Annotated in this window: 20 protein-coding genes and 4 tRNA genes; 15 read left to right on the plus strand and 9 right to left on the minus strand. The window is 42.4% G+C overall.

The annotated features are described in order from the left end of the window. The first annotated feature begins 107 nt into the window (after positions 1-107). On the plus strand, positions 108-1,382 hold the full coding sequence (coaBC, locus tag AC07E5_RS08190) for a bifunctional phosphopantothenoylcysteine decarboxylase/phosphopantothenate--cysteine ligase CoaBC (protein WP_278518379.1): 1,275 nt from the start codon (positions 108-110) through the stop codon (positions 1,380-1,382). Between the two features lie 77 nt (positions 1,383-1,459). On the opposite strand, the gene secB is transcribed toward coaBC, so the two are convergent. From secB to rsgA, 4 genes are all read right to left on the minus strand, one after another. Next, positions 1,460-1,918: a protein-export chaperone SecB gene (gene secB / locus AC07E5_RS08195; protein WP_004976246.1), complete on the minus strand. Its 459-nt coding sequence runs from the start codon at positions 1,916-1,918 to the stop codon at positions 1,460-1,462. A gap of 34 nt (positions 1,919-1,952) precedes the next feature. After that, positions 1,953-2,207 carry a glutaredoxin 3 gene (grxC, locus tag AC07E5_RS08200; RefSeq protein WP_004976247.1) on the minus strand — a complete coding sequence of 85 codons (255 nt, stop codon included), beginning with the start codon at positions 2,205-2,207 and terminating at the stop codon, positions 1,953-1,955. 33 nt (positions 2,208-2,240) lie between these two features. Then, positions 2,241-2,648, minus strand: coding sequence for a rhodanese-like domain-containing protein (locus tag AC07E5_RS08205; protein ID WP_004976250.1), 408 nt, complete (start codon positions 2,646-2,648; stop codon positions 2,241-2,243). Positions 2,649-2,742: 94 nt separating this feature from the next. Further along, complete coding sequence (gene rsgA, locus AC07E5_RS08210; protein ID WP_278518377.1) at positions 2,743-3,801, minus strand: small ribosomal subunit biogenesis GTPase RsgA; 1,059 nt, start codon at positions 3,799-3,801, stop codon at positions 2,743-2,745. A 123-nt stretch (positions 3,802-3,924) separates the two neighbouring features. Here rsgA and orn point away from each other — a divergent pair, with 123 nt between their 5' ends. Further along, positions 3,925-4,482, plus strand: coding sequence for an oligoribonuclease (gene orn, locus AC07E5_RS08215; protein WP_004976254.1), 558 nt, complete (start codon positions 3,925-3,927; stop codon positions 4,480-4,482). 204 nt (positions 4,483-4,686) lie between these two features. On the opposite strand, the gene AC07E5_RS08220 is transcribed toward orn, so the two are convergent. Next, entirely contained in the window at positions 4,687-5,562 is an 876-nt protein-coding gene (locus AC07E5_RS08220) for a metal-dependent hydrolase (RefSeq protein ID WP_180062486.1), read from the minus strand. Between the two features lie 132 nt (positions 5,563-5,694). On the opposite strand from AC07E5_RS08220, the gene AC07E5_RS08225 reads away from it, so the two are divergent. The 5 genes from AC07E5_RS08225 to AC07E5_RS08245 all read left to right on the plus strand — a co-directional run bounded on the left by AC07E5_RS08225 (position 5,695) and on the right by AC07E5_RS08245 (position 11,179). Beyond that, complete coding sequence (locus tag AC07E5_RS08225; protein WP_104853059.1) at positions 5,695-6,759, plus strand: AraC family transcriptional regulator; 1,065 nt, start codon at positions 5,695-5,697, stop codon at positions 6,757-6,759. A gap of 406 nt (positions 6,760-7,165) precedes the next feature. Further along, positions 7,166-7,969: a tryptophan synthase subunit alpha gene (gene trpA / locus AC07E5_RS08230; RefSeq protein WP_004976260.1), complete on the plus strand. Its 804-nt coding sequence runs from the start codon at positions 7,166-7,168 to the stop codon at positions 7,967-7,969. Continuing rightward, complete coding sequence (accD, locus tag AC07E5_RS08235) at positions 7,966-8,862, plus strand: acetyl-CoA carboxylase, carboxyltransferase subunit beta (RefSeq protein WP_004976262.1); 897 nt, start codon at positions 7,966-7,968, stop codon at positions 8,860-8,862. The genes trpA and accD overlap by 4 nt, the downstream gene beginning before the upstream one ends. After that, entirely contained in the window at positions 8,859-10,142 is a 1,284-nt protein-coding gene (gene folC / locus AC07E5_RS08240; protein WP_131261959.1) for a bifunctional tetrahydrofolate synthase/dihydrofolate synthase, read from the plus strand. Before accD ends, folC begins: the two co-directional genes overlap by 4 nt. After that, complete coding sequence (locus AC07E5_RS08245) at positions 10,133-11,179, plus strand: SPOR domain-containing protein (protein WP_373683427.1); 1,047 nt, start codon at positions 10,133-10,135, stop codon at positions 11,177-11,179. The genes folC and AC07E5_RS08245 overlap by 10 nt, the downstream gene beginning before the upstream one ends. 143 nt (positions 11,180-11,322) lie before the next feature. Here AC07E5_RS08245 and AC07E5_RS08250 read toward each other — a convergent pair whose 3' ends face one another. After that, a complete protein-coding gene (locus AC07E5_RS08250; protein WP_180052227.1) occupies positions 11,323-11,964 on the minus strand; it encodes a peroxiredoxin in 642 nt (213 codons plus the stop codon). Positions 11,965-12,302: 338 nt separating this feature from the next. Here AC07E5_RS08250 and secA point away from each other — a divergent pair, with 338 nt between their 5' ends. The 8 genes from secA to AC07E5_RS08290 all read left to right on the plus strand — a co-directional run bounded on the left by secA (position 12,303) and on the right by AC07E5_RS08290 (position 18,732). Next, positions 12,303-15,017, plus strand: a complete 2,715-nt coding sequence (secA, locus tag AC07E5_RS08255) for a preprotein translocase subunit SecA (RefSeq protein ID WP_096902402.1) — start codon at positions 12,303-12,305, stop codon at positions 15,015-15,017. Positions 15,018-15,179: 162 nt separating this feature from the next. Further along, complete coding sequence (locus AC07E5_RS08260; RefSeq protein ID WP_096902421.1) at positions 15,180-15,536, plus strand: hypothetical protein; 357 nt, start codon at positions 15,180-15,182, stop codon at positions 15,534-15,536. A 195-nt stretch (positions 15,537-15,731) separates the two neighbouring features. Then, positions 15,732-16,952, plus strand: a complete 1,221-nt coding sequence (argJ, locus tag AC07E5_RS08265) for a bifunctional glutamate N-acetyltransferase/amino-acid acetyltransferase ArgJ (RefSeq protein WP_498625226.1) — start codon at positions 15,732-15,734, stop codon at positions 16,950-16,952. Between the two features lie 150 nt (positions 16,953-17,102). Then, positions 17,103-18,170: a quinolinate synthase NadA gene (gene nadA, locus AC07E5_RS08270; RefSeq protein WP_278518363.1), complete on the plus strand. Its 1,068-nt coding sequence runs from the start codon at positions 17,103-17,105 to the stop codon at positions 18,168-18,170. A gap of 153 nt (positions 18,171-18,323) precedes the next feature. Continuing rightward, positions 18,324-18,400: transfer RNA gene (locus AC07E5_RS08275), tRNA-Pro, on the plus strand. A gap of 46 nt (positions 18,401-18,446) precedes the next feature. Continuing rightward, a tRNA-Arg gene (locus AC07E5_RS08280) sits at positions 18,447-18,523 on the plus strand. 38 nt (positions 18,524-18,561) lie between these two features. Then, a tRNA-His gene (locus AC07E5_RS08285) sits at positions 18,562-18,637 on the plus strand. Between the two features lie 18 nt (positions 18,638-18,655). Further along, positions 18,656-18,732, plus strand: a tRNA-Pro gene (locus AC07E5_RS08290). A 190-nt stretch (positions 18,733-18,922) separates the two neighbouring features. On the opposite strand, the gene yfiB is transcribed toward AC07E5_RS08290, so the two are convergent. Genes yfiB through yfiR form a run of 3 tightly spaced genes read right to left on the minus strand, consistent with a single transcriptional unit; the run spans position 18,923 to position 21,127 of the window. Further along, a complete protein-coding gene (yfiB, locus tag AC07E5_RS08295; protein WP_004976277.1) occupies positions 18,923-19,399 on the minus strand; it encodes an outer membrane lipoprotein YfiB in 477 nt (158 codons plus the stop codon). Beyond that, positions 19,392-20,627, minus strand: a complete 1,236-nt coding sequence (dgcN, locus tag AC07E5_RS08300; RefSeq protein ID WP_104853067.1) for a diguanylate cyclase DgcN/YfiN — start codon at positions 20,625-20,627, stop codon at positions 19,392-19,394. Before dgcN ends, yfiB begins: the two co-directional genes overlap by 8 nt. Beyond that, on the minus strand, positions 20,624-21,127 hold the full coding sequence (yfiR, locus tag AC07E5_RS08305) for a regulatory sequestration protein YfiR (RefSeq protein ID WP_096902398.1): 504 nt from the start codon (positions 21,125-21,127) through the stop codon (positions 20,624-20,626). The genes dgcN and yfiR overlap by 4 nt, the downstream gene beginning before the upstream one ends. Between the last annotated feature and the right edge of the window lie 222 nt (positions 21,128-21,349).

A 21,349-nucleotide genomic window follows, 5' to 3' on the forward strand; every position in this document is an offset into this window, starting at 1 on the left:
TTGACTTTTTTATTCTAAATTTGAAACTTAAATCCCAACAGATCTCTTGGGAATGACATTATTTAATGCTATTGTGAGCGCCACTGCAACAAAAAGGTGGCTTATTTGTGAGCTTCGATTTAAGCGTCCTCCCTCATAAAAACATTATTTTAGCTGTGACAGGCGGCATTGCGGCCTATAAAAGTGCGATTTTAGTGCGTCGTTTAAAGGATGCGGGGTTTAGTGTTCGCGTGGTCATGACCAAGGGGGCACAAGCTTTTATTACACCGCTGACCTTTCAAGCACTGTCAGGCAATCCAGTACATACCGAATTATTAGATACCGAAGCCGAAGCAGGCATGGGGCATATTGAATTGGCACGGTGGGCCGATTTAATTTTGGTTGCGCCCGCCAGTTGCGACACCTTAGCCAAATTTGCTGCAGGTCTGGCCGATGATTTGCTCAGTACTTTATATTTAGCCACCACTGCACCAGTTTGGGTTGCACCTGCCATGAATCAGCAAATGTGGGCAGCCAAAGCCACACAGCGTAACTTAACCACTTTGGTGGAAGATGGCGTGCATGTAATTATGCCCGATGCGGGCGAACAAGCCTGTGGAGATGTTGGTTTAGGGCGTATGCCAGAACCTGAAGATTTGGCGCATCAGGTGACGCAGTATTTTCATCAGGCACAGCGTGCTTTGGTGGAAAAATTTGGCATGTTGGCAGGCAAAAATGTCACCATTACAGCAGGCCCAACCCGCGAAGCTTTAGACCCTGTGCGTTATATTTCTAACCATAGTACAGGCAAAATGGGTTTTTCTTTGGCTGCAGCCTGTTATGCAGCAGGGGCAAAAGTCACGCTTATTGCAGGCCCAGTTAGTTTAGATACGCCAAATGGGGTACAGCGAATTAATGTGTCTTCTGCAATTCAAATGCTAGATACCAGTTTGCAGATGCTTGAACAAGGCTGTGATATTTTCATCGCTACAGCCGCGGTGGCAGATTACCGCGTGGCAGAAATTGCGGAACACAAAATTAAAAAATTAGGCGATGAGCTGAATGTGGCGTTGGTCAAAAACCCTGATATTGTTGCGACCATTGCGCAACAGGAAAAACGTCCGTTTATGGTTGGCTTTGCTGCAGAAACCCGCAATGTAGAAGAGTATGCAGCAGGCAAGTTGGTGGCGAAAAAACTGGATATGATTGCCTGCAATGACGTTTCCCGTGCCGATATTGGTTTTGCTTCCGATGAAAATGCCATGACGGTATTTTTTGCCGAAAGCTACGGTATGGAAAAACGCGATTTGGAAAAAGCCTCGAAACAGGAAATTGCGCAGCAATTGGTCGAAGCGATTCATGATGCCTTGTATCGAGATCCATCTCAGGATGATGATTTTTAATTTTGATCGTCCATCAGCAAACGGATGACATAAAAAACCGCTGAAATTTCAGCGGTTTTTTTATATCCAATCGCGAATTAAGCTTGACCTTCAGCTGCAGCGGCTTGAGCACGTTGCATATTGGCTTCAAACTCGGCATCGAAGTTGATTGGCGTTAACAATAATTGTGGGAAGCTGCCTTTGGTAACCATATCATTCACTGCTTCACGCAAGAATGGGAACAAAATGTTCGGGCAGTATGCGCCAAGAATGTACGGTAAACGCTCTTCTTCAACGCCATCAATCAGGAAAATACCAGCTTGGGTAACATCAACAATAAATGCAGTATCGCCTGCGTTGTTGGCTTGAACCACAACTTTTAATGCTACTTCAAAGTGGGTTGGATCAATTTTTTCTGCAGAAGATGACAGGTTGATGTTCAATTCAGGCTGCCATTCTTTGGTAAATACTTGTGCCCCAGGAACTTCAAAAGAAATGTCTTTGGTATAAATACGCTCTAATGCCAATTGTGGTTGAGCTTGTTGTTCTTCACTCATGTTAAATCCTTAAGAGTTGGTTATCGTGTTATGTTTATGCCAATAATTGATCGAGCTTGCCTTCGCGATCTAACGCATATAATTGGTCAAAGCCGCCAATAAACTGGTCATTGATGAAAATTTGTGGAACGGTACGATGATTGGTGCGTTGCATTAATTCAACACGTACTTCAGGCGCTTCATTCGACAAATTAATTTCTTTATAGGCAACGCCTTTACGCTCAAGGAGTTGTTTTGCACGAATGCAGTATGGACATACAGTCGTTGAATAAATAGTGACTTCAGCCATGATTGTTCTCCTTGCGAAAAATATTGGGTAAAACTATTTGCTTTTTACTAAAGGTAAACCTTGTGCTTTCCAGTTGCTAATACCGCCATCTAAACGATAGGCATCGGTATGTGCGACCTGTTGTAAAGCACTGCCTGCAACCTGACCCAAGTTACAGATAAAGACCAATGGGCGATCTGAGGTTTTTAACTCTTCAACATGCTTGGTAATTTGGCTATAGGGAATATTGCGGCTACCACTGATATGACCTTCACGGAAATCTTTGGCATCACGTAAATCAATCAACATGGCATTTTTAGCTTTGACTAAAATACCCAAAGATTGTGGGGAAATTTTGCGACCATTGCGTTGACCTTCTAACACAAAGAACAACACTACCAATACAGCCAGCGTCCCAAATAAGAAGGGATGATTCCCCATAAATTCGAACCAACGTTCCACAAGTCACCTAATTACAATGTCAAAATTGTTCAAGAGTATAGCGTATAAATATGGCGATCAAAAACACCGCTTCAAGGGCAGCGCCATAATAAAATTAATTTTTTTGTTGCGCTTCGGCAATTTCATCACACAGTCTTAAATAACTGTCTAAACGACGCGATAATATTTCACCCTGTGCAGCAGCCTGTCGCAACGCACATTGCTTTTCATGTTTATGGGTACAGTTACGAAATTGGCAATGTCCCAGCAAATTTTCAATTTCAGGAAAACCGTGCTGAATTTTATCTGCACTTAAATGCCACAAACCAAATTCACGAATACCAGGTGAGTCAATTAAGGCAGCGCCTTCGCCAAAGCCAATTAAGCGGGTAGAAGTGGTGGTGTGCTGCCCAAGGGCTGAGTTTTCCGAAATGATATTGGTCTTTTGTGCCGCTTCAGGCACGATGGCATTAATCAGCGAGCTTTTGCCTACGCCAGATTGCCCCACAAAGGCTACAGTTTCACCTGCTAAACGTGCGGCTAAATGGTCTAAATTGCCATCGGACTGGGTTTGCATAACTTCATAGCCCAAGGCCTGATATTCCTTAAGCAAGTCTAAAATTGGGTCGTTTTCTTGCAGTAAATCAGATTTGTTTAAGACCAATAGGGCTGGAATGTCTGCATCGGCACAGGCAACCAAATAGCGGTCAATTAAGCCCGGTGCAGGTTCAGGCAAAGGCGCAAACACAATAACAATCAGGCTGATATTGGCGGCAACAGGTTTGACCTTATGGTAGCGATCTGGTCGGGTCAGCAAAGACTGACGTGGATGAATCGCGCTAATAATGCCCAAACCTGTATTTGGGTCGGCCTGCCATTTCACTCGATCTCCCGTCACCAATAATTCTAAATTGGTACGGGTGTGACAGCGCCAAACACTGCCAATTTCTATGGGTTTCCAAAAAGGCTCTGGTTCGCCTGCTTGGACTACAGGCTTTTCGGGATGAATTTCAGGGACAGATAATGCTTGCACTTCCAGTTGACGGCCATAGTGTTGTACCACCAAGCCTTCTAAATCATGTGAAGTGTCAATGTCTGCCTGACGTGACTTGTGTTGTTTTTCAATTCGACGTTGCTGTTGTTCAGTCAATCGACGCTTACGAATTAAAGCCATTCATATCCTAAAAAACCATGAACTCAGGATGGCAAAAATAGCATGAAGCGGGGGCACAGTTACAGCCAAGAAGCAAGAAATTTGCTACTATGTTGTTTTTAAGCCGAATAAGATTGCACATTTATGAGCAGCACGCCTGATACTCGCCTCATTTGGATTGATTTGGAAATGACAGGTTTAGATACCGATAACGACCAAATTATTGAAGTGGCTACCATTGTGACTGATGATCATTTAAATATTTTGGCAGAAGGTCCTGTGCTGGCTGTGCATCAACCTGATCGTATTTTAAATGCCATGGATGAGTGGAATACACGTCAGCATGGACAATCGGGCTTAATTGAGCGTGTGCGTCGCAGCAAACTCACTGCGCAGGATGCAGAACAGCAAACTATTGAGTTTCTGAAAAAATGGGTTAATCCTAAAACATCGCCAATGTGTGGCAACTCAATTTGCCAAGACCGCCGTTTTTTACACCGTTTAATGCCTGAATTGGAACAGTACTTCCATTATCGTAATTTGGATGTTTCATCAGTGAAAGAGTTGGCAAAGCGCTGGCGTCCAGAAATTATGAGCGGTTTGAAAAAGAATGCGTCGCATTTGGCGATGGATGATATTCGTGATTCGATTGCCGAGCTGAAATATTATCGCCAATACTTTTTTATTATGAATCAGGACTAAAACCTTTTTCTGCGTAGGAGATGGAGCTGTAACAGCGATCTCTTACGCTTAAACTGTGTTGGTCACTCATAAATAAGAAATAATAAGATATGACGCAGCATTGCCTTATGCCTTACTTTATATAAAGATATTAGAGGCAAGTTTGTATAAAGCTAAGCAATGCTTAGGTGTTCATTGGTTAAAAGCCAAGCAAAACCAAAAGCTTTATTTTCCTGCCTGCCAAAATGCTTCACCTGCCTGAATTGGGTCGCCTGTTTGCGCCAAAGTCTCAAGCCAGACATCATATTGCGCGATGATTGGATGTTGGCTAGGGTGAAAGTCAGGTTTAAACCAATCACGATATTGTGATTGCATTTTGCGTAATTTCCCTTGTTTGCCAAACAGCCATTGCAAGCCACGTACATTCATTTTAAGGCGCTGGATACGATTAAACCCATCGCATTTCAGCATGACATTGGCGCGGTACAGGGTAAATCCGAACATTAAACCTGTGGTCAGCACCAACGCCATTTTTCGGGTCACTTCAGGCACATTGCCCACCTGTTGCATCACATCAAACGCCACATCGCGATGTTCCATTTCTTCAATCGCATGCCATGCAAATAAGGCGCGGACATAAGGATGTGCATCTTGTAGCGTGTCTTTTTCGCCATAAAAAGTTTCTGCCATAAGTGCAGTTAAATGTTCCGCAGCCGCTGTCATGGCGATGTTGTATTGGGGCGAGCGATATTTCAGTTCAAACTTAAACACTTTGTTTAGACGCTGAATAAACTGATCTACAGGCATGCCTTGATCTTTCATAACCTGATTCATTTTGTCGTGTGCAATGCCGTGCTGAGCTTCTTGCCGAATAAAATCGGCAACACGTTGTTTTAAGTCTGGGTCTTGAATTTGATCACGGAACAAACGTACCGATTGAATGAAATAACGCTCGCCATCAGGAAAAGTCAGGCTTAAAGCATCAAACATGCGGGTCAAAAACGGGTCACCTGCAAACCAGTAACGCGGCACATCGGCTAATTTAAAATCGAGATTGCTGCGTACTATGGGCGCAACATGATATTGGACAAGTGCATTCATTTTATTTTATTTCACTCTGGTCAATCCTGTTTGCAGTATGTCGGGCTTTGGCAGATTTGTTTTGACAGTATTTGCCAGTTTTTATACATTAAACGACAAAAGAAAATGATGCATGTCAAAATGAGCAAGCACATGAGCGAAATTCAAATTCCAAATGGCTATTATCAACTTTGGTTACGCTATTTATCTGCACAGGGCAGAGTTCCTGAGCAGCTTGGATTTTCGCCTGCACAATTGCAGCATTTACAGCATGTGTTGGCATTGCCTATGGATACCCAATCGTCTTATCAATTTTTTAATGAGATCATCCAACACAGTATTCAGTTTTTAGATTGTCCAACGCTTGTTTTTGAATTGGCGCGTTATATTCAGCCTGAACATTTTGGTGTGCTCGGCTATATGGCATCGCGTAGTAATAGTGTTGCAGAAGCCCTTCAATATATGATGCGTTTTAGTCGTTTGGTGGTAGATGGTACGGCAGCCGTACCGATGCGACTGGAACAACAACCAGATGCTTTATATTTATCATGGCCGTTGGTGGATGAAAAATACAGCTTGGTTCATGAAATGACTTTTGCCTGTATGACTCAATTGGCCATGCAAATTTTTGATTTTCAACACTCTCCGATACGGGAGATTCATTTTGCCCATGCACCGCGTATGGCGATGCTGCATTATGAAAAGTTTTATGGTTGTAAGGTTTTATTTAAGCAAGCGGAATATCAAATTGTTTTAAATTTAGAAAGCCTCAGTTTAAAACCACAGCAAGCCGATCCCTCTTTAATTCATTTACTCACCAAACAAGCTGAAGATGCGATTGCGTTAAAACCACAATTAGAAACCGTGCAGCAGCAAGTCCAAGAGCAGGTGGCGCATTATTTACGTTATGAACAGCAAGTGCCGAGCATTGAATGGGTGGCGCAGCGTTTATTTCGTTCAGGGCGTACGTTACAGCGTCAGCTTAAACAGGAAGGTACGGGTTTTAAACAGATTCTTGAAATAGAACGGATGCAGCGCTGTGAAAACTTACTGCGACAAAATGTGAGCCTAAGCGATATTGCACAGTTGTTGGGTTATTCAGACCAATCGGCTTTGGCGCGTGCCTATAAAGCCTGTACAGGACAGACCTTGCTAAAACGTAAACAGCAGTTGCAGCAAGCTGAGGATGCACTTTCTCTACAGCAAAATACGCCATAAATAGTATGGATTGGCTCATTATCAACAGGTGATTTCGCGCTAAGAGATTGAAAATAAGCTGTGTGTAGCCATGACCGAATCAGCTTTTGCAAGGTTGATAAAGCCTAAGATAAAACCTGAAGTTGTTTATTTTTATCAATATTTTTAAATTTAAAAGCACGATTGAGCAAGTTTCAAAAACCGATAAGCAGGCAAAATTAGGCATCTTTGATCATTGAGAAAAAAGCGCAAATATCAGTAAATGTAGCCTCGCGGTTGTTCTGAATAAATCGTTTTGCAAACAGAAATGCAGCAACCCATGCCTGTGCGCTATTCATTGAGTAAAAAATAGCGTTACAATGGGTCAATTTGTATTTCTACAATAGCAAATGTCTCAGTTTTAATCATTCAAGGAAAATACAACCCTATGTCACGTTTAGCCACACGATTTGCACAGCTTGAATCTCAACAGCGTAAGGCCTTGGTTTCTTATGTTATGGCAGGTGACCCTCATCCAGAAGTCACAGTTCCGTTGTTACATCAAATGGTCGAGGCAGGGGTAGATGTCGTTGAATTAGGTTTGCCGTTTTCAGACCCAATGGCTGATGGTCCAGTAATTGCCCTCGCTGCAGAGCGAGCGTTGGCAGGTGGAACCAATACGCTAGATGCTTTAAACATGGTCAAAGAGTTCCGTCAAAAAGATCAGGAAACTCCTGTGGTATTGATGGGATATTTAAACCCTGTAGAAGTCATTGGTTATGAAAAGTTTGTTGAATATGCACATGACTGTGGTGTCGATGGTGTACTTCTGGTCGATTTACCACCTGAAGAAGCCCAAGAATTTGATGAAGTCCTGAATAAATATGGGATGAATCAAATTTTCTTGTTAGCGCCAACTTCTACACCAGAGCGTATTCAATTTGTTGCAAACCAAGCCAGTGGCTTTATTTATTATGTTTCTTTGAAAGGCGTGACGGGTGCAGCAACACTTGATGTTGCAGAAGCAGCAACCCGCATCCAACAGATTAAAGCTGTAACCAACGTGCCTGTGGGTGTGGGTTTTGGCATCAGTGATGCTGCATCTGCCAAAGCAATGGGCGCGGCTGCCGACGCAGTCATTGTCGGAAGTGCTTTTGTAAAACAATTTGCGAGCTTAGCACCAGAACAAGCCGTCATTGCAACGGTTAATAAAGTGAAGGAGCTTCGAGCTGCGCTCGATGAGTTAGTATGAGTCAAGAAGTGAAAACAGGGAAAATTCTAAGCCCATCGACGCCGTGGACTGCACGTGGTGTACCTGGTATTGAAACACCAGATGAGCAACAAGCGTTAAAAGCGATCTTTACTGAACCAACGATTGAATGTCCAGAATGTCATGCCTTGGTGACACGTACGGCAATGTCGTTCAACGCTTATGTATGCCCACAATGTGATGAACATTTACGTATGAAAGCGCGTGAGCGTTTAACTTGGTTCTTTGACCAAGTGCAAAACGAATTAGGTCAAGAATTCTCTGCCAAAGACCCACTCAAATTTGTAGACAGCAAAGCTTATCCTGAGCGTATGACTGAAGCGCAAAAGAAAACGGGTGAAACCGAAGCTTTAGTGGTGATGCAGGGCTTATTAAAAGATATGCCAGTCATTGCTTGTGCATTTGAGTTTGATTTTATGGGCGGCTCAATGGGTACCGTAGTGGGTGACCGTTTTGTGCAAGCTGCTGAACGTGCGATTCAGCAAAAACAACCGTTAATTTGCTTCGCAGCATCGGGCGGTGCGCGTATGCAAGAAGGCATGTTGTCATTAATGCAAATGGCGCGTACTTCTGCAGCAATTCAACGTATGAAAGAAGCAGGCTTACCTTACATCGTAGTATTAACACATCCTGTATATGGTGGTGTAACTGCATCATTGGCGATGCTGGGTGATGTGCACATTGCAGAACCTAAAGCGATGATTGGTTTTGCGGGTAAACGTGTCATTGAGCAAACTGTACGTGAAAAACTGGAAGAACCGTTCCAACGTGCAGAATACTTACTTGATCATGGTGTGGTCGATCAAATTGTCCATCGTCATGCATTACGTGATACAGTTTATCGTATTCTTGCGAAACTGATGAACTTGCCTTGAACACAGCACCTCTTGCAACCGATGATTTAAACACATGGCTCAATTATTGGAGCCATGTTCACGTTACGGGTATTGATTTAGGTTTGGAACGGGTCATTCCCGTTGCAGAAAAATTGGGTGTAACCCATCCTAAAGCTAAAGTCATTACGGTTGCGGGAACCAATGGCAAAGGCTCAACCACAACCACTTTAGCGGCTATTTTAAATGCGCAGGGCTATCGGGTTGGGTTGTACCAATCGCCGCATATTTACCGTTTTAATGAACGGGTCAAATTAGCAGGTGTCGAGGTCGATGACCAAAGTTTGATTGATGCTTTTGTGCAAGTCGATCAAGCACGACGTGATTGCGATCTGAGTTTATCTTTCTTTGAAGCCACGACTTTGGCAGCCTTTGTGATTTTTAAAGCACGTGACTGCGATGTGTGGGTGCTTGAAGTCGGTTTAGGCGGACGCTTAGATGTGGTCAATGTCGTTAATCCAGATGTGGCGGTTATTACCAATATCGGTTTAGACCATGTCGATTGGTTAGGCGATAGCATCGAAAAAATTGCCTATGAAAAAGCAGGCATTATTCGTCCTAACATTCCTGTCATTTTTGCAGGTCAGCAAGATTTGCCTCAAGCTATTCAAGATAAGGCAGCAGCTTGTAATGCACCATTGTTTACCCTGAATCGTGATTATTTTTATCGGGACATGCAAGATGGTGAGTCGTGGATGTTTGCTGCATCGGGCTGCACCTTAAAACTTCCCGCAGGCAGCTTGGCACTTGATAATATTTCAACGGCTGTGGCAGCAGTCTTGCACAGTGGTTTAGAAATCACCCAAGACGCAATTGCACAAGGTATTCAAACGGCCAAATTGGCGGGACGTTTTGAAATTCGTCAAATTCAGGGCAAAACCGTGATTTTTGATGCAGGACATAACCCGCATGGCGTTGAATTTTTGTTAAAGCAATTGCGCAATTTCTTAAATTACAATAAACAGTACACTGAAGTGGTCAGTGTTTTTTCAATGCTTGCAGATAAAGATATAAATTCTGTGGTTGAGTTATTGAAAGATAGTGTCGTAATGTGGAAAATTGCCACATTAAATGTGCCTCGTGCGGCAGAGATCACGGTTTTGGATCAGGCTTTGCAAGGCGAAACAATACAACACTTCGACAGTATACAATTGGCTTTTAAATCAGCACTGGATGAAACAAAAAATAATCAGCTGATTTTGGTATGTGGATCATTTCATACCTTAGAAGCGGTATGGGAGTATTTGGAAGAATGTCAATGAATAACAAACAGCGCTGGATGGGTGGCGTTGTTTTATTAGGTGGTGGTGTTTTATTGGCAGCATTGCTTTTAAAAGGGCAAGAAGAAATACATCAAAATAATGTGAAAACCCCAAGCCAAGCCGAACAAGTTCAACATAAAAATGCCAATCAGGCAGAAATGGTGCAATTGCAGCCTTTAACTGTCGATGTGCAAACCGAACAGCGTCTGCTTGAAGAACAACGCCGTGCGCGTGAAAAAGCAGTGGCAGAGCAAGAAGCGCGTGCAGCTGAGTTTTTAGCAATGCAGCAACAGGCAGAAGCTGAAGCAGCGCGTAAAGCTGCAGAAGAATATGCTGCTTTAAATGCATTGCGTTCTGGTCAGCAGCAAAGTTCTGACAATATTCCGCCTGAATTGGTCGAAGATGAACAAGCCAAGCAAAAGCGTTTGGCTGAAGAAAAAGCCGCCCAGCAAAAGAAGTTAGAGCAGCAAAAGGCAACGGATGCCAAGAAAGCTGCTGAGTTAAAAGCTGCGCAAGAGCGTAGTGCTGCAGAGAAAAAAGCAGCAGATGAAAAGCGTTTAGCGGAAGAAAAACGCATTGCAGAAGAAAAACGTTTAGCGGAAGAACAACGCCAAGCCGATGCAAAACGTAAAGCTGAACAAGAGCGCAAAGCCGCTGAAGCGAAAAAAGAAGCAGAACGTAAGGCTGCCGAAGATAAGCGTAAAGCTGAGGAAAAACGCAAAGCTGAAGAAGCAGCCAAGAAAAAGACTGAAGCTGAAAAAGCACGTAAGTTATTGGAAGAAGGTGATAAGCAGTGGATGGTACAAGTGGCTTTGGCTGCTAACCAAGCCAATGCCGATGCTTTGGCGGCAAAACTGAAAGCCAAAGGTTATAAAGTCACCCAAAGTCCAACGTCTAAAGGGGTTCGGATTATGGTTGGGCCATCTAAAGACCGTGATGCTGCAGATGCAACCCGCAAGAAAATTACCGCAGACCCAAGTTTGAATATGAAATCTGCATGGGTGATTGACTGGGTACCGTTAGATAAACGCGACTAGATCATTCGATCAAAATGTTTATTAAAAAGGATTTAATCTTTTGGGTTAAATCCTTTTTTAATGCTGATTGAATTTAGGCGTGTTTCAAATGCTTTGATTGTAAAAAGCCTATCCGAAGATAGGCTTGCTCATGTAACACTTAATTAAGTGCGGTTCGGTTGTTTGGTCAAACGCAAATAAGGCTTGATGGCTTTATATCCACTTGGGAAGCGTTCTTTAAGTTCCGCTTCATCCTGAATGGCAGGCACGATCACCACATCTTCACCATCTTGCCAGTTGGCAGGTGTTGCAACCTTGTAATTGTCAGTCAGTTGTAGTGAATCAATGACACGTAAAATTTCGTGGAAATTACGTCCTGTAGAAGCAGGATAAGTAATGATCAAGCGTACTTTTTTATTTGGATCAATAATGATTAATGAGCGAACAGTCAGTGTTTCGCTGGCATTCGGGTGAATAAAATCGTACAGCGTAGATACTTTACGATCTTGGTCAGCAAGAATTGGGAAATTAACCGTCGTGTTTTGGGTTTCGTTAATATCTTGAATCCAGCCTTTGTGAGATTCAGCATCATCGACAGAAAGTGCAATCGCTTTGACATTGCGCTTGCTGAATTCATCTTTCAGTTTTGCGGTATAGCCTAGCTCGGTGGTGCAGACAGGTGTGTAGTCGGCAGGATGCGAAAATAGAATGCCCCAGCTGTCACCTAAAAATTCATAAAAATCAATTGGGCCTTCATTTGAATCTTGCGTGAAGTTGGGTGCAGTGTCACCTAAGCGAATAGTCATTGTGTACCTCTGTCTTGTTTTGTTGTGTGATGTGTGCGTACTACTATGCGCCATTCCTTTTGCAGAATTAAATAGTGTTTTTGTATGTGCTTATGAGTAAATTGAATATGCTGTGTCGTTTTTATTGCATTTTCAAAATAGATTCATGTGTGATTGCTATATATCGTCCGCTCGAAATTTGTTACATTAACTGCCACTTAGCAGCGAGAAATGGCAAGTAGAGATTGGAATTTTTAATAGGTTTTTGTGCAAAACCCTTGTACTTCAAATTTCTAGCACCATAATAACCACTAAGAAAAACCTATTTATTTGACAAGCAAGATTTAGAGAGTTTATTCATGTTGGCAAGTCTGATCGGAGGAATCTTCGGTACTAAAAATGAGCGCGAACTCAAACGCATGCGTAAAATCGTAGACAAGATTAATGCGCTCGAGCCGACGATATCTGCCTTAAGCGATGCAGACTTATCTGCAAAAACCGAAGAATTCAAACAACGTTATAACAAAGGCGAAAGTTTAGATAAATTATTACCAGAAGCATTTGCAGTATGTCGTGAAGCGGCTAAACGTGTCATGAGCATGCGTCACTATGACGTGCAGTTGATTGGTGGTATTACCTTGCACGAAGGTAAAATTGCAGAAATGCGTACAGGTGAAGGTAAAACCCTAATGGGAACTTTGGCCTGCTATTTAAATGCTTTAAGCGGTCAGGGCGTGCACGTCATTACTGTGAATGACTACTTGGCGCAGCGTGATGCTGAACTCAACCGTCCTTTATTTGAGTTTTTAGGTTTAAGCATTGGCATTATCTACTCCATGCAAGACCCGACTGAAAAAGCACAGGCTTATCGTGCAGACATTACTTACGGTACCAATAACGAATTTGGTTTCGACTACTTGCGTGACAACATGGTGTTCTCACTGAGTGAGAAAAAACAGCGTGGCCTGACGTATGCCATTATTGACGAAGTCGATTCGATCTTAATTGATGAAGCACGTACACCATTAATCATTTCTGGTCAAAGCGATGACTCATCGCAGTTATATGCGGCAATCAACACCATTCCGCCAAAATTGCATGCGCAAAAAGAAGAAAAAGTAGCAGATGGCGGACACTTCTGGATTGATGAAAAACAACGCACTGTAGAAATGACCGAAATTGGTTATGAAACGGTAGAAAATGAATTAATTCAAATGGGTTTATTGGCAGAAGGAGAAAGTCTGTATTCTGCATCTAACCTAAATTTGGTGCATCACGTATCTGCAGCTATTCGTGCGCACTTCCTGTATCAACGTAACGTGCACTACATCATCCATGATGGTGAAGTAATTATTGTCGATGAAAACACAGGTCGTACCATGCCTGGTCGCCGTTGGTCAGAAGGTCTGCACCAAGCGGTAGAAGCCAAAGAAGGTCTGGAAATTCAGCCTGAAAACCAGACTTTAGCGACCACAACCTTCCAGAACTATTTCCGTTTATACAAAAAACTGTCAGGAATGACGGGTACTGCAGACACTGAAGCTGCAGAAATGAAAGAAATTTATGGTCTAGATGTGGTCATCATTCCAACCCACCGACCAATGATTCGTAACGACCAAAACGATTTAATTTATTTAAACCGTACAGGCAAATACAACGCGATTATTCAAGAAATTCAACGTGTGCATGAAGCAGGTGTCGCACCAATTCTGATTGGTACAGCGACCATTGAAGCTTCAGAAATTTTATCGGATAAACTGCGTGAAGCGGGTATTCAGCACGAAGTATTGAACGCGAAGCAACACGAACGCGAAGCTGACATTATTGCGCAAGCAGGCTCACCACGTGCGGTGACTATTGCCACGAACATGGCAGGCCGTGGTACAGATATTTTGCTAGGTGGTAACTGGAAAGCCCTGCTAGCCAAAATTGAAAACCCAACCCCTGAAGATGAAGCGCGTTTAAAGGCAGAGTGGGAACAAAATCACGACATGGTGTTAAGTTCAGGTGGCTTACACATTATTGGTTCAGAACGTCACGAATCGCGCCGTATTGACAACCAGTTGCGTGGTCGTGCAGGTCGTCAGGGTGACCCAGGCGTGTCACGTTTCTATTTGTCACTTGAAGATGACTTAATGCGTATTTTCGCAGGTGATCGTGTTGTAGCAATGATGCGTGCTATGGGCTTGCAGGAAGATGAAGCGATTGAACACAAAATGGTGTCACGCTCTATCGAAAATGCACAGCGTAAAGTTGAGGCACGTAACTTCGACATCCGTAAAAACTTGTTGAAATACGATGACGTAAACAACGAACAACGTAAGATCATTTATTCACAGCGTGATGATATTCTGGCAGAAAGCACGCTGCAAGACTATATTGAAGAAATGCACCGTGAAGTGGTCACAGGTATGATCGCCAATTATATTCCACCAGAATCGATTCATGATCAATGGGATATTGATGGTTTAGAGCGTGCCTTGCGTGATGATTTGGGCATCGAATTACCAATTAACCAATGGCTCGAAGATGATCGTCGCCTAGATGAAGAAGCTTTGGTTGAACGTATTGCCGATGAAATTGTGACACGTTACCGTGCACGTCGTCAGCAAATGGGTGATGAATCTGCTGCGATGCTAGAACGCCACTTTATGCTCAGTTCACTTGATCGTCACTGGAAAGATCATTTGGCGGCTATGGACTATTTGCGTCAAGGGATTCATTTACGTGGTTATGCACAAAAGAACCCTGAGCAAGAGTACAAAAAAGAAGCCTTTAACTTATTTGTGAATATGTTGGGTGTGATTAAAGCTGATGTCGTTACCGATCTTTCGCGTGTGCATGTCCCAACACCTGAAGAACTGGCAGCGATGGAAGCTCAACAGCAAGCGCAAGCAGAAGCGATGCAGCTTAATCTTTCACATGCTGATGTAGATGGTTTAACGGGCGAAACCTTTGAATCAGAACCACAGTACAGTGCTGCTGAGCAAACGGTTGTTCCACCTGCAAGCCGTAACTCGCCATGCCCATGTGGTTCAGGACTGAAATATAAACAGTGTCACGGTAAAATCTAAACCTGACTTGTTACAACTTAAGCAGAACTTTGGTTCTGCTTTTTGTATTTTGGGGTGCAAAATCTTTGTGGTAATAGTTTTGCAAGATGTGTATAGCATTTGCAGATTTTGGAATTAAATGCTATTTAGTTGCACATGCAATATCCACGTGTGGAACAAAAAATGAAAAAAGTATTACAACCTTTAATGATTGTTGCCTTGAGCTTGCCTACTTTCGCATTTGCAAATGCGGCAACAACGACAACTCCTGCAAAAGTTCAAGCTGCTGTGGGTGCGACCACTGCACAGGTACAAGTGGATAATGGTCACGTGACTGTGGCAAGCCCACGCACAGGTATTCGTTATACCTTTGCTAATCCAGATCAGCGTCCAATCGTGTTGCAGACTGCAGCGATTGCACCTGCGAATGCTGCCAATGTAAATCGTATTGTGGCTGCAAATCCTGCTTTATCTGCAGCAAGTCAAGAACGTGCAAAACAGGCTTTATTGGGTGAAACCGTGGTTGCGACTACGCCATAATCCAAATAGGCTCAATCAGTATAATTTTAGTTGCTGATGCATTACATTGAAGATTAAAACCAGTCCATACGGGCTGGTTTTTTATATATGACCTTGTGTATTAACAAAAGTTGAATCAAGCAGGGTGGATGCTCGATTTTTTCTTCAATTTCCACTAAGCTGTGACATTCTCAAATTTGTACTGGAAATTTCAAAATGGCAGTTGGTGACGTCTCTATGCCACACATGCATGTGGTCAAAGGTGTAAAAATTGGTTCAGCAGAGGCTTATGTGCGTTATCAGAACCGACGTGACCTGGTTATTTTTGAATTTGCAGCAGGCTCAAATGTGGCGGGTGTCTTTACTCAAAACGCATTTTGCGCTGCACCTGTGTATGTGTCCAAAGCACATTTAGCTCAGGGCAATCCGCGTTACTTGGTCATTAATACAGGCAATGCCAATGCGGGTACAGGCAAATTGGGTATGCAAAATGCAGAAATTACCTGTGCCAAATTGGCTGAATTGGCAGGTGTATCTACCCAAGAAGTTTTGCCATTTTCTACAGGTGTGATTGGCGAGCAATTGCCGATTGAACGCTTGGTTGCTGGTTTAGCACCTGCGCTGGCATCGTTACGTGAGGATGCTTGGCATGATGCTGCGACAGGTATTATGACCACAGATACCACACCCAAAGGTGCATCTGAGCAGTTTGAGTTAGATGGCATTACTTATAGTATGACAGGCATTTCTAAAGGCGCAGGTATGATTCGCCCAAATATGGCGACCATGCTTAGCTATGTTGCAACCGATGCACCAATTCAACATGACATCTTGCAGCAATTGCTCAAACGCAGCGTAGAACAATCATTTAACCGTATTACTGTAGATGGCGATACCTCGACCAATGATTCATGTATCTTGGTGGCGACAGGTCAGGCGGGTGGCACTGAAATTTGCAGTGAAAATGACCCGCGTTATGCTGTGGTATTAGATGTTTTGAATCGTGTGATGTTGCGTTTGGCACAACTGATTATCCGTGATGGTGAAGGTGCAACAAAATTCATCACGGTACGTGTTGAAGATGGTGACAATACCCAAGAATGTTGTGATATTGCGTACAGCATTGCACATTCACCATTGGTAAAAACGGCCATTTTTGCCTCAGATCCAAACTGGGGGCGTATTCTTGCTGCAATTGGTTATGCAGGCGTGCCAAATTTAGACGTTGAAAAAATTCAGGTTTGGTTGGATGATGTGCAAATTTGCAAAGATGGCGGTGCTGCTGCCGACTATACCGAAGCAGCGGGGGCGCGAGTCATGGCACAAACCGAAATGACCATTCGTGTAAATTTAGGACGTGGTCAAGCGACAGATACAGTCTATACTTGTGACTTGTCTTACGATTATGTCAAGATCAACGCGGATTACCGTTCGTAAAAATTCAAATTGAGTGATAAAGCCTCCGTTGTGAGGCTTTTTTAGCATTCAATCGGCAAAGGGCTGGTGAATGAGCAAATTGCCCCCATATCATCAGTGACTTGAGTAAGCTTGTGTTCGGGCAAGCATGAAGATAGAGAAGACGTTGTTATGAATGATGCGACCAATTTAATTGCCAATGAAGCCAAATCAATTGTGCAGGCGCATTTAGATCGCTTGGGTGAAACCAAAGAACATCATTTGAGTGAGCAAGCCAAGCAGGAAAAATTTGCGCAAATTAAAGCAGAACTCGAAAAGCGCAATGCTGTCTTGGTTGCTCATTATTACTGCGATCCTGAAGTACAGGAACTGGCAGAATTAACTGGTGGCTGTGTTTCAGATTCACTGGAAATGGCACGTTTTGGTCGTGATCATGCGGCAACCACGTTGGTCGTAGCTGGTGTAAAATTTATGGGCGAAACTGCCAAAATTTTATCGCCAGAAAAAACCATTCTTATGCCAACTTTAGAAGCAACTTGCTCACTGGACTTGGGTTGTCCTGTCGATGAGTTTAGCCGCTTCTGTGATGCTCATCCTGATCATACAGTCGTGGTTTATGCCAATACATCGGCTGCGGTAAAAGCGCGTGCAGATTGGGTCGTTACCTCAAGCTGTGCGGTTGAAATTATTGAACATCTCGATAGCTTAGGTGAAAAAATCATTTGGGCGCCAGATCAGCACTTAGGACGCTATATTCAAAAGAAAACTGGCGCAGACATGCTGCTTTGGGATGGCTCGTGTATTGTGCATGAAGAATTCCGTTCACGCGGTATTGCCAATATGAAAGCCATGTATCCAGATGCAGCAGTCTTGGTGCATCCAGAATCACCAGAATCAGTTATTGATGTAGCTGATGCAGTGGGCAGTACATCGCAGCTTATTCAAGCAGCCAAAACTTTGCCACACGAGCGTTTAATTGTGGCAACTGACCGCGGTATTTTCTATAAGATGCAGCAAGCTGTACCTAATAAAATTCTAATTGAAGCGCCAACTGCAGGTGAGGGTGCAACCTGTCGTTCATGCGCACACTGCCCGTGGATGGCGATGAATGAATTGGATGGAATTTTGCATGTATTGCAAACGGGTGATCAAGAAGTATTCGTTGAACCTGCCATGGCAGAACGTGCTAAATTACCACTAGATCGTATGTTGAATTTCAGTGCGAGCTTAAAACGCTAAAATTGATTGAAAAATATCAAAAATGTTTGATAAATATACGGTTGAAGCTTTTTTTTAATTTTTTTTAAATATAGGTGTTGACGTCTTCGGGCGTCGCGCCTAGAATGCACACCGTACCGCACGATGTGCGATACACAAAAAGCTGAGATGAATCGGAGCATAGCACAGCCTGGTAGTGCACCTGGTTTGGGACCAGGGGGTCGTAGGTTCGAATCCTACTGCTCCGACCAATTCTTCAAGGCAACGTATCGCATGATATTATGTATCATCGGTCATGCGCCTGTAGCTCAGTTGGATAGAGCATCCGCCTTCTAAGCGGATGGTCACAGGTTCGAATCCTGTCAGGCGCGCCATTTTTTGGTAGCTTGGTATAAAAGAACCAAACATGATGGTGGATGTAGCTCAGTTGGTAGAGCCCTGGATTGTGATTCCAGTTGTCGCGGGTTCGAATCCCGTCATTCACCCCAATCTCTTTGAGAGATAAACGGAGCATAGCACAGCCTGGTAGTGCACCTGGTTTGGGACCAGGGGGTCGTAGGTTCGAATCCTACTGCTCCGACCATTTTCTAAATAGAACAGATACTAAGTAGAAATGGTTAAGTCAATAAAGATACCGCGTTAAGCGGTTTTTTTATGCCTGAAATTTATGAAAGCCTTGTTGGTTTAAAATTGATTTCGTATTAGTTATTGGTCAGCATAAAAAAGCCTCAAGAATGAGGCTCAATATAAGAAAAGTTTTAGTGTCTTTTTTATTAAGGCACAATCGTCACATTGACGCGTCGGTTGGTGGCACGATTTGCTGGTGTGTCATTGCTTACCATTGGTTGTGTTGCACCACGTCCAATCACCTGAATATTTTTTCTTTCAAAACCCTGATCTAAAAAGATCTGAGCCACATTTTGGGCGCGTTTTTCCGATAGGGTTTGATTGTAGCTGGCTAAACCTACGTTGTCTGTGTGACCAATAAACTTGAGTTTATCCAAGTCATATTTATGCAGCTGTTGTGCCAATTGGTTGAGGCGTTCTTTTTGGCTATTTTGAATGGCGTATTCATCAAAACCAAATAACAAGCGTTCAGGCAGGGCTAAGGTCCAGCCATCATCACTTAAAATAAAGCCTTCTTGTTTTAGCATGCGCGCCTGCTTATAGCTGACATTCCCCAAACTCATGCAAGCACTGAGTGAAACCATAACAAGAATAAGTGTGCCGATCAGAACTTTTTTAAGCATAAGGAACCTGTTTATTGTTTGATTGAGGTGAAATATACCATTTTGATTGATCACGTTTGGCTTTGAGCATTGCGCGATCGACATCGGCAATTAAATTTTCAGGAGTTTTTGCATATTCAATCAATGCTACGCCAATACTGACATTTAAGGAAACTTGTTGTTGTTCATACTTAAATGTAGAGGTATAGCAAGCATGAATCTTTTGACAATAATCCTCTAATTCTGCAGTGGAGTGTGAGCCAGTTAAGATTACTGCAAACTCATCGCCACCTAAACGCGCAACAAACGCATGTGAGGGCAAAATCTGAATTAGACAATGTGATGAATCACGTAAAATATTATCGCCCGTCAAATGCCCAAATTGGTTATTGATTTGGTTAAAGTTATTAATGTCTAAAAAAAATACTGCAGCCGTAGCAGAAGGCTGGGTAAATAGCTTAAACAGTGTTTCATAAAAATAATTACGATTTGGCAACTGCGTTAAATTGTCGTATTGCGACTGAAATTGCAGTTTATGATTTTCAACCAATAAATTCTTATGGGATTGTTCAATCTCATTGAGTAAGCCATTAAAGGCATAACTCAGTTCATGAAGTTCTTGAATATCTGAACTTGAAACGCGCAGCTTATAATTTTTTTGTGCACTGATCTCCTGTGCCGAGCTGACAATAGAACTTAAAGATTGCATGAGATATTGATAAATTGAATTAATTGACCAAAACACAGCAATTAAAAGCAAAATAAAACCGAAAATTAATCCTAAAACGATTTTATAAAAAAAACTGACCAAGTCACTAGAGTTTCCATACACCACCAACTCACCATAGTTTTGCTGATCATGGTCAATACTCAGCCGAACAGGATGATTAAAAAACAGATAGTCCAATAAAGCCTGAATTGAAAAATGCTCTAGACCTTGCTGTTCAATAAAGGCAATACGTGTCTGTTTAGGTGAGCGTACTTCAATTGAACGAATAGAATAACGCTGCGTATGTTCAGACAGAATTTCGTTCAGTGTTATTTGGTCATTGAATACAACAGCCGGTTGAATACGTTCATTTAATGCTGCAGATAAACTTTGCAAACTATTTTTTGCGAAGGTGTTCATGGTGTAGGTTGAAATGACCAGAAAAATCATTGAACAAATTGTAAAAGTCAGAGCAAAGATAGTGAGTTGTGCGCGTGTGAATAATTGATGCAAGGTAATTGGAGTGTATAACTGCTTCATGAGTTTGACTCCGATGTTTTTGCAAGCAGTAATACACGCGGATCAATATGCACTTGAGATTGAGTCAAGCTTTCCATGTTGACTTTAAAAGCATAGTTATCATTTTTTTTATAAAGACAAAAAGCGCTGCCAGTTTCACATTCCAGATTGTTTAAACTAATAGATAGGGCTGGAAATCGAACTTGAGTATTTAAGGTATGTTGTTCTTGTGCAGCAGAAAGCGTAGAAAAAATTAATATTTGACAATTACTTTTAGATATTTCATGGCTTTGAATGGGTTGAATGTCATATTTATTATGTAATGGGGCATGTTTTTTGAATTGTTGTGCAATATTATCTTGATTTACGACACAAAGTTTGGGCGTGCTAGCTTGCCATTTTGCATACGCTAAAATGGAGAATGTAGTGTTATAAAGATTTGATGCAGGTGCAGCATACAAAATAGGTGTTTGCATTGCTACAAATGACAGCAAGGTTATTATTTTTAAATTTTGAGTCATTTCAATACAACACGAATGAACATAAAAGTAGTGTAGCTAATATTGGAAAATAAGCATACTGCTAATTTTGAGCAAGAATAATACAGATCTAAATGATTTTGCCGAATAAATAACCGTTCGGACTAAAAAACTCATAAAACTTAAAAAGAGGGGTTGCAAGGCGAAATATTTCACCTATAATGCACATCCATCGGCGGTGATGAAGATTAAAACTTCTGATAA

This window comes from Acinetobacter seohaensis (genome assembly GCF_056431365.1).